This window comes from Plasticicumulans sp. (genome assembly GCF_035331805.1).
In the GTDB taxonomy this organism is placed as follows: Bacteria; Pseudomonadota; Gammaproteobacteria; order Competibacterales; family Competibacteraceae; genus Plasticicumulans.
In genome coordinates, this window is sequence record NZ_DAOLKE010000197.1 from 1 (window position 1) to 6,630 (window position 6,630).

At 71.0% G+C, this 6,630-nt stretch carries 5 protein-coding genes; 3 read left to right on the forward strand and 2 right to left on the reverse strand.

Annotated features, from left to right (window positions below):
* Together PKE44_RS13125 and PKE44_RS13130 are read right to left on the reverse strand one after the other, a co-directional pair.
* A partial coding sequence (locus tag PKE44_RS13125) for an aminopeptidase (protein ID WP_324551912.1) occupies positions 1-839 on the reverse strand: 839 nt, incomplete at its 3' end.
* Entirely contained in the window at positions 839-2,407 is a 1,569-nt protein-coding gene (locus tag PKE44_RS13130) for a GGDEF domain-containing protein (RefSeq protein ID WP_324551914.1), read from the reverse strand. The genes PKE44_RS13125 and PKE44_RS13130, both read right to left, overlap by 1 nt.
* Positions 2,408-2,821: 414 nt before the next feature.
* Between PKE44_RS13130 and PKE44_RS13135 the strand changes: the two genes are divergently transcribed.
* The 3 genes from PKE44_RS13135 to PKE44_RS13145 all read left to right on the forward strand — a co-directional run bounded on the left by PKE44_RS13135 (position 2,822) and on the right by PKE44_RS13145 (position 6,231).
* The gene (locus PKE44_RS13135) at positions 2,822-3,820 is read left to right on the forward strand and encodes a glycosyltransferase family 2 protein (RefSeq protein WP_324551916.1); all 999 of its coding nucleotides are present in this window, start codon (positions 2,822-2,824) and stop codon (positions 3,818-3,820) included.
* Between the two features lie 152 nt (positions 3,821-3,972).
* Entirely contained in the window at positions 3,973-4,944 is a 972-nt protein-coding gene (locus tag PKE44_RS13140; protein ID WP_324551917.1) for a virulence protein RhuM/Fic/DOC family protein, read from the forward strand.
* A gap of 108 nt (positions 4,945-5,052) precedes the next feature.
* The gene (locus PKE44_RS13145; RefSeq protein WP_324551919.1) at positions 5,053-6,231 is read left to right on the forward strand and encodes a Fic family protein; all 1,179 of its coding nucleotides are present in this window, start codon (positions 5,053-5,055) and stop codon (positions 6,229-6,231) included.
* The last annotated feature ends 399 nt before the right edge of the window (positions 6,232-6,630 follow it).

Here is a 6,630-nt window from a genome sequence, read left to right on the forward strand (position 1 = left end):
ACCGCGACGTAGCGGGCCTGCGCGGCGGCGAGGATGCGCGCCTTGGCGGCACGCTTGCCGGCCTCGGGCAGCGGGCCGTCGTACAGCGTCGCCAGTTCGCTGCGCGTGGCGAGCAGCACGCTGCGCAGTTCGGCCTGCAGCGCGCGCTCGGCCTGCCAGGCCGCGAGTTCATCGCTGCGCCCGCGCGCGCGCAACCAGGCTTCGGCCCCGAGCCGGCCGACCGCGGTGGCGTAGGCCTCGTTGAACGCGGCATCGCCGGCCAGATACAGCTTGCGGTGCGCGAGTTCGTGGCAGATCAGTTCGGCCAGCCGCCCGAGCGGCCACTGCACGAAGGTGTCGAGCACCGGGTCGTCGAACCAGCCGAGCGAGGAATACGCCGGCACGGCGCCGAGCGAGACATCATCGCCGGCGGCGCGCAGCCGCCCGGCCTCGGCGTCGGCCGCCTCGGCCTCGAACCAGCCGCGGTACGGCACGCAGCCGGCGATCGGGAAGCAGTGCAGGCGCGGCGCGAGCGACAGCGGCGGCGTCGCGACCACGGTCCACACCGCTGCCGGGCGCTGCAGCGCGGCGTAGCGCGTGTAGGCGCCATCATCGGGCAGATGCAGCACATCGACGGCGAAGCGGCGCAGGTCGGCGATCTCGTTGAGCCGCGTGCGCAGATCCGGCGCGGTCTGCGGATCATTGGCGACCGCGGCGAAATCGCGCCGCGCCGCCAGCATCTCGAACTGGCCGTGCGCGGCCTGCGAGTAGAACGCCACCGTCTCGCAGCCGCCGCCGGCCGCCAGCGCCGCGGCCACGATCACGACGCAGGCCGCGAGCAGCCCGCAGCGGCGGCGCATCATGACTCTGCCATCACGCAGCGGTTGCGCCCGCCGCGCTTGGCCGCGTACAGCGCGGCGTCGGCACGCGCGAAGGCGCTGCGCACGCCGTCGCCGGGCCGGAAGCCGGTCAGCCCGCACGACACCGTCACCGGCACGCTGCCGCCCTCGACGGCAAACTCGCTGGTGGCGATGGCGGCGCGGATGCGCTCGCAGATCTGCAGCGCCTCATCGGGCGGCGTGGCCGGCAGCAGCAGCGCGAATTCCTCGCCGCCGTAGCGCGCCAGCGTGTCCTCGGCGCGCAGGCCCCCGGCCAGCAGGTGCGCGACGCCAGTCAGCACGCGGTCGCCGGCGGCGTGGCCGAGCCGGTCGTTGATGCGCTTGAACCAGTCGATGTCCCACAGCGCCAGCGTCAGCGGCCGGCCGTGACGCAGCCAGCGCTCGACGGCGGCCGCGAGCGCCTCGTCCCAGGCACGGCGGTTGCCGATGCCGGTCAGCGGGTCGCGGCGCAGGCGCTGGTCGCGATCGACCAGGGCGCTGCGCAGCGCGTGCGTCTCGCCGCCGAGGCGCGAGATCTGCTCGGACAGGCTCTCGATGCGCGTGCCGAACTCGCTGAGCCGCTGTTCCTCCTCGGCGCGGAAGCTCTGCAGCGCGTGATCGAGGCGCTCGACGTGGCCGAGCACGGTGCGCTTGAGCGCCGCGAGTCCGTCGGCGCTGCCGACGCCGCTGCGCAGCTCGTGCATGCCGGCCTCGAACGCCGCGCCGAAGGCCGCGCTGCCGCCGCGCGCCTGCGAGAGATCGTCACGCTCGCCGGCGACGTAGCGCTCCAGCCCGGCCAGACGCTCGGTGACCAGCGCGATGAAGCCGTGCAGTTCCTCGCGCTCGCCGCCGAGCGCGGCCAGCGCCCGGTTCAGCAGCTCGGCCCCGGCCTCGATCGCCTGCGGCCAGGCCGCGGCCGGCACCGGCTGCGCGAGCCGCTGGCGCAGGGTCTCGCGCGCGAGTTCGAGTTCCGGCGTCCACGGCAGGCGCAGCGCCGCGAGCAGATCGGTCAGCGTGCGACCGCTGCGTTCCGGTTCGGCTTCCGGCGGCGCGCCGTCGAGGTCCTCGCCCGCGAGGCTGCCGGGTGCCGGCAGGCCGGCGGCGAGCGGGGCGCGCGAGGGATCGAGCAGGATGTGGTTCAGCTCGGCGGCGATCGCCTCGATCAGTTCGCCGCGCGGCGGCTGCGTCTGGCGCACGCGCACGGCCAGCGGATCGAGCGCCTTGCGCCGCGACGGCGGCAGGCGCAGCAGTTCGAGCAGGTGCAGCAGTTCGTCATCGCGACCGGCATGACCGAGGCGGCGCAGCTCGTCGAGCAGATCGGCGAGGCGCCCGGCCTCGGCGCGCAGCCGCTCGGTGCTGTCGCCGCGGCGCAGGCCGGCACGCAGGCTTTCGAGGTGCGGATCGAGCCGCGCATCCAGCCCCTGCCCGAGCAGCGACAGCCGGTTGACCGCGAAGCCGAGCATCTCCTCACGCGCCTTCCACGCCGCCTCGGCCTGCTCGTGCTCGGCGAGCACATCGAAATAACGCTGCTTCCAGTCGGTGTCCGGCATTGCGAAACTCCGGGCGAAACCCAGCGGGGCTGGCGATCGGACGGGCGGAACCTGCGTGCGGACGAGCCTGCGCAGCGCGCCGGCCCGGCCGTTTCTCCCCGGTCCGCCGGGGGGAAGGGCAATGCATGACATCAGAACGTGACCGGCACGGCCCGCCATTGCGGCCGGGGCGCCCCGGCGGCCAGGCGGTTCTGCCCTTGCGGAGTCCGCGATCCCCGACGCAGGTTCCGGCGAGGACACTTGCGGGCCGCCGATGCTGCGCCGGTCCGCGACGGCCAGCAAGCGGCAAGCGCAGCAGACTTCCGGAGTGCTCTTGCAAGACCCTGCCCCCCTCGCCTTTCCCGCCCCGAACCGTGCAGCCGCCCGTGGATTGCGCCGCCCCGCGCGCCGCATTCACCCCTCGCTCAGCCGCCGATGACGCCCGCGATTTCGGTGATCCTGCCGGTGCGCGACGGCGGCGACTGGCTGCGCGAGGCCGTCGACAGCGTGCGAGCACAGAGCTTCGGCGACTTCGAGCTGCTGCTGATCGACGACGGCTCGACCGACGACGCCATCGCCCGCCTGCCGCCGGATGCGCGCCTGCGCGTGCTCGCCAACCCCGGCCGCGGGCTGGTCGCGGCGCTCAACCACGGCATGGCGCAGGCGCAAGGCGCGTTTCTGGCGCGCATGGACGCCGACGACCGCTGCCGGCCGCAGCGCTTCGAGCGCCAGCTCGCGCTGCTGGCGGCGCGCCCGGAGGTGGCGATCTGCGGCGTGCAGGTCGAGCTGCTGCAGCCCGACGGCGGTCCGCCGCCTCCGGGCGGCCTCGCGTACCGGCAATGGCTGAACGCGCTCTGCGAGCCGGCCGACATCGCCCGCGAGCTGTTCATCGAAGCGCCGCTGCCGCATCCCGGCTGGCTGATCCGGCGCACGGCCTGGACGCGGGTCGGGCCGTATCGCGATGGCCCGTGGCCGGAGGATTACGACTGGCTGCTGCGCGCCCACCTGGCCGGCCTGACGATGGCCAAGCCCGCCGATGGCGTGCTGCTCGACTGGCGCGAACACCCGCAGCGCCTGACCCGCCGTGACCCGCGCTGCGCCCGCGCGAACCTGATCGCGGTGAAAGCCCCGGCGCTCGCCGTCGTGCTCGGCGGGCGCGAGGTGCTGCTGTGGGGCGCGACGAAGACCGGCGGCCGCCTGCACGACGCGCTCACGGCGCAGGGCGTGCGCATCCGCGCCTTCGTCGATCTCGACCCGCGCAAGCGCGCCGGGCGCAAGCGCGACCTGCCGGTGCTGGCCCCCGAGGCCGCCTCTGCCCACGCCGATGCCGCGATCCTCGTGACCGTCTCGCAGGGCGCGAAGAAGCCAGCAATCCGCACCCAGCTCGCCGCGCTCGGCCGGCGCGAGGGCATTGACTGGTGGTTTGCGACCTGAGCGGCCGGCACACTCCGCGCCCGGTCTTCCGTGCCGACCGCCCTTTTCCCCGCCAGCCGCTCCGAACCCCGCATGAACCCGCAGGCCCTGTCGTCGTGCATCCTTGCAGGCGGCGTCGCGAACAGCGTGCGCATGTCCGGAGGACTGGCCGAATGAGCGAACTGCAGATCTATCGGAACGCCGCAGGCGCGGTGGAAGTACGGCTCGATGGCGACAGCGTCTGGCTGCGGCAGGAGCAGATGGCGGTGCTGTTCGGGCGGGATCGCACGGTGATCGGCCGGCATATCCGCAACCTGTTTGCCGAGGGCGAACTGGCACCGGAAAGCAATGTGCAAAATCTGCACATTCCCGGCTCCGACAAGCCGGTCGCGTTTTACAACCTCGACGTCATCATCTCGGTCGGCTACCGGGTCAAGTCGCCGGAAGGCGTGCGCTTCCGGCAGTGGGCGACCGGCGTGCTGCGCGAGCACCTTACGCGCGGCTACACCCTCAGCCGCCAGCGGCTGGAGACCAACGCCCGCGAGCTGGAAGCGGCACTGCTGCTGGTGCGCCACACCGCCCGGCTGCCGGAACTGAGCGCCGATCAGGGCCGCGGGCTGGTCGACATCGTCAGCCGCTACGCGCAGACCTTCGCGCTGCTGCAGCGCTACGACGAAGGCCTGCTGACCGAACCGGCAACGCAGGCCGGCGGCTGCCTGCCGACGCCAGCCGAAGCGCGCACGGCGCTGGCGGAACTGAAAGCCGGGCTGCAGGCCCGCGGTGAGGCCGGCGAACTGTTCGCGCGCGAACGCGGCGACGGACTGGAAGCCCTGCTCGGCAATCTCGACCAGACCGCCTTCGGCGAGCCGGTGTATGCGAGCGTCGAATCGAAAGCCGCGCACCTGCTGTATTTCGTGATCAAGAACCACCCGTTCGCGGACGGTAACAAGCGCAGCGCGGCGTATCTGTTCGTGGATTTCCTGCACCGCAACCGCCGCCTGCTCGATGCGCGCGGCGAGCCGGTCATCAACGACATCGGGCTGGCAGCGCTGTGTCTGCTGGTAGCCGAATCGGCACCGGCGCAGAAGGAAACGCTGATCCGCCTGATCATGAACATGCTGGCGCCGGTGGAGGCCGGGAAATGAGTTTGCCGAGCGCAAGCCAGCCTTGATCAAGGCACTTCCTCGTCGCCATGCTAAACGCAGACTATCATATGCAGTCATCTGACCCGCGTGGGCAAGCGAGGAATGCACATGGACACCCCGGTGCCGTCGGGCCGCGCGGGCCGCTACATGCGTCAGCCGACCGGTTACCGTGCGTTCATCCCCGCCCCGCTGCCACCCGACCCACCGCTTGCCCTGCACGGAGAACTGCAAAGCCTGCTGTCCCAGGCCGATCGCGCGCTCGGACGACTGGACGGCTCGGTGCTCACGCTGCCGAACCCCGATCTGTTCGTCTTCATGTACGTGCGCAAGGAGGCCGTACTTTCGAGTCAGATCGAAGGCACGCAAAGCTCGCTGCAAGACCTGCTGGCGGCCGAAGCCGAACTGTTCAACGAGCACATGCCGCGTGACGTCGACGAAGTCGTGAACTACGTACGCGCCATGCGGCTCGGACTGACACGACTGGCCGAGCTGCCCGTATCGGTACGACTGATTCGTGAAATCCATGCCGAACTCATGCAGGGCGTGCGCGGCGGCCGGCTGACACCCGGTGAGCTGCGTCGCAGCCAGAACTGGATCGGTCCGGCAGGTTGCACTCTGGCGACCGCCAGTTTCGTGCCGCCTCCGCACGAGGAAGTGCCGCGAATCCTCGGGGAGCTGGAAAAGTTCCTGCATCAGGAGGATGAGCTGCCGCCGCTGGTGAAGATCGCACTGGCGCATGTGCAGTTTGAAACCATTCACCCTTTCCTCGACGGCAACGGCCGCGTGGGCCGGCTGCTGATCACCTTCCTGCTGACGGAGCGCGGCGTGCTGCACAAACCCGTGCTCTACCTGTCGCACTATTTCCGCCGGCATCGACAGGCTTACTACGAACACCTGCAGGCGGTGCGCGACCGTGGCGAATGGGAAAGGTGGCTGGCTTTCTTCCTGCGAGGCGTGAGCGAGGTGGCAGGGGAAGCGACCGAGACGGCACGCCGCATCCAGCTGTTGCGGGAGCAGCATCGCAGCGCGATCACTGACCGGCTTGGCCGTGCCGCAGGCAATGGACACCGGGTACTGGAAAGCCTGTTCAACCGTCCCATCGTGACGGTGGCAGACGTGCAGACACTGACTGGAACCACGTATGCGGCGGCCAACACCCTGGTGGCGCGTCTGGCCGGACTGGGCGTGCTGGCGGAAATGACGGGTTATGCACGCAACCGCAGATTCCGCTACGAGCCCTATGTCCGGCTGTTCACGGATGAGCCGCTTCCAGAACACCCGACATGAACCTGCACCGCGAACACCTCTTCGCAGCCGGAAGCTGACCTCCTCGTCCACGGCCGGCAGTACGTCGAAGGCGAGGCGGCCCGAAAAGCGTTCGCGCACTTCGCAAGAACCACCACGACCCAGGCCCGAGCCTGCACCGGCGCACTTCGCAGTCCGCCAGCACGGAGAGGCTGCCCGGATCATTGCGGCCGGGAAGTCCTGCTCGCCCCCGGGACGATGATGTCGCGGCTGCACGCACCTGAGCGCCGTGGAGTGAAGTGCGCTGCAAACCCCCCGTCACACAGCCCGCGCACACTCGCACGCCTTCCGCGGCCCGAGCCGGCCGTTTCGCGATCGAGGTAGTGCCGATGTCCGCCGACGACGAAATCGTCAATCCCAGCCACGGCCCGCGGTTCACCG

Excerpts from the sequence above, each read along its gene's own strand:
- PKE44_RS13130 (WP_324551914.1), bottom strand. The coding sequence starts at position 2,407 with ATGCCGGACACCGACTGGAAGCAGCGTTATTTCGATGTGCTCGCCGAG.
- PKE44_RS13140 (WP_324551917.1), top strand. The coding sequence starts at position 3,973 with ATGAGCGAACTGCAGATCTATCGGAACGCCGCAGGCGCGGTGGAAGTA.
- PKE44_RS13135 (WP_324551916.1), top strand. The coding sequence starts at position 2,822 with ATGACGCCCGCGATTTCGGTGATCCTGCCGGTGCGCGACGGCGGCGAC.
- PKE44_RS13145 (WP_324551919.1), top strand. The coding sequence starts at position 5,053 with ATGGACACCCCGGTGCCGTCGGGCCGCGCGGGCCGCTACATGCGTCAG.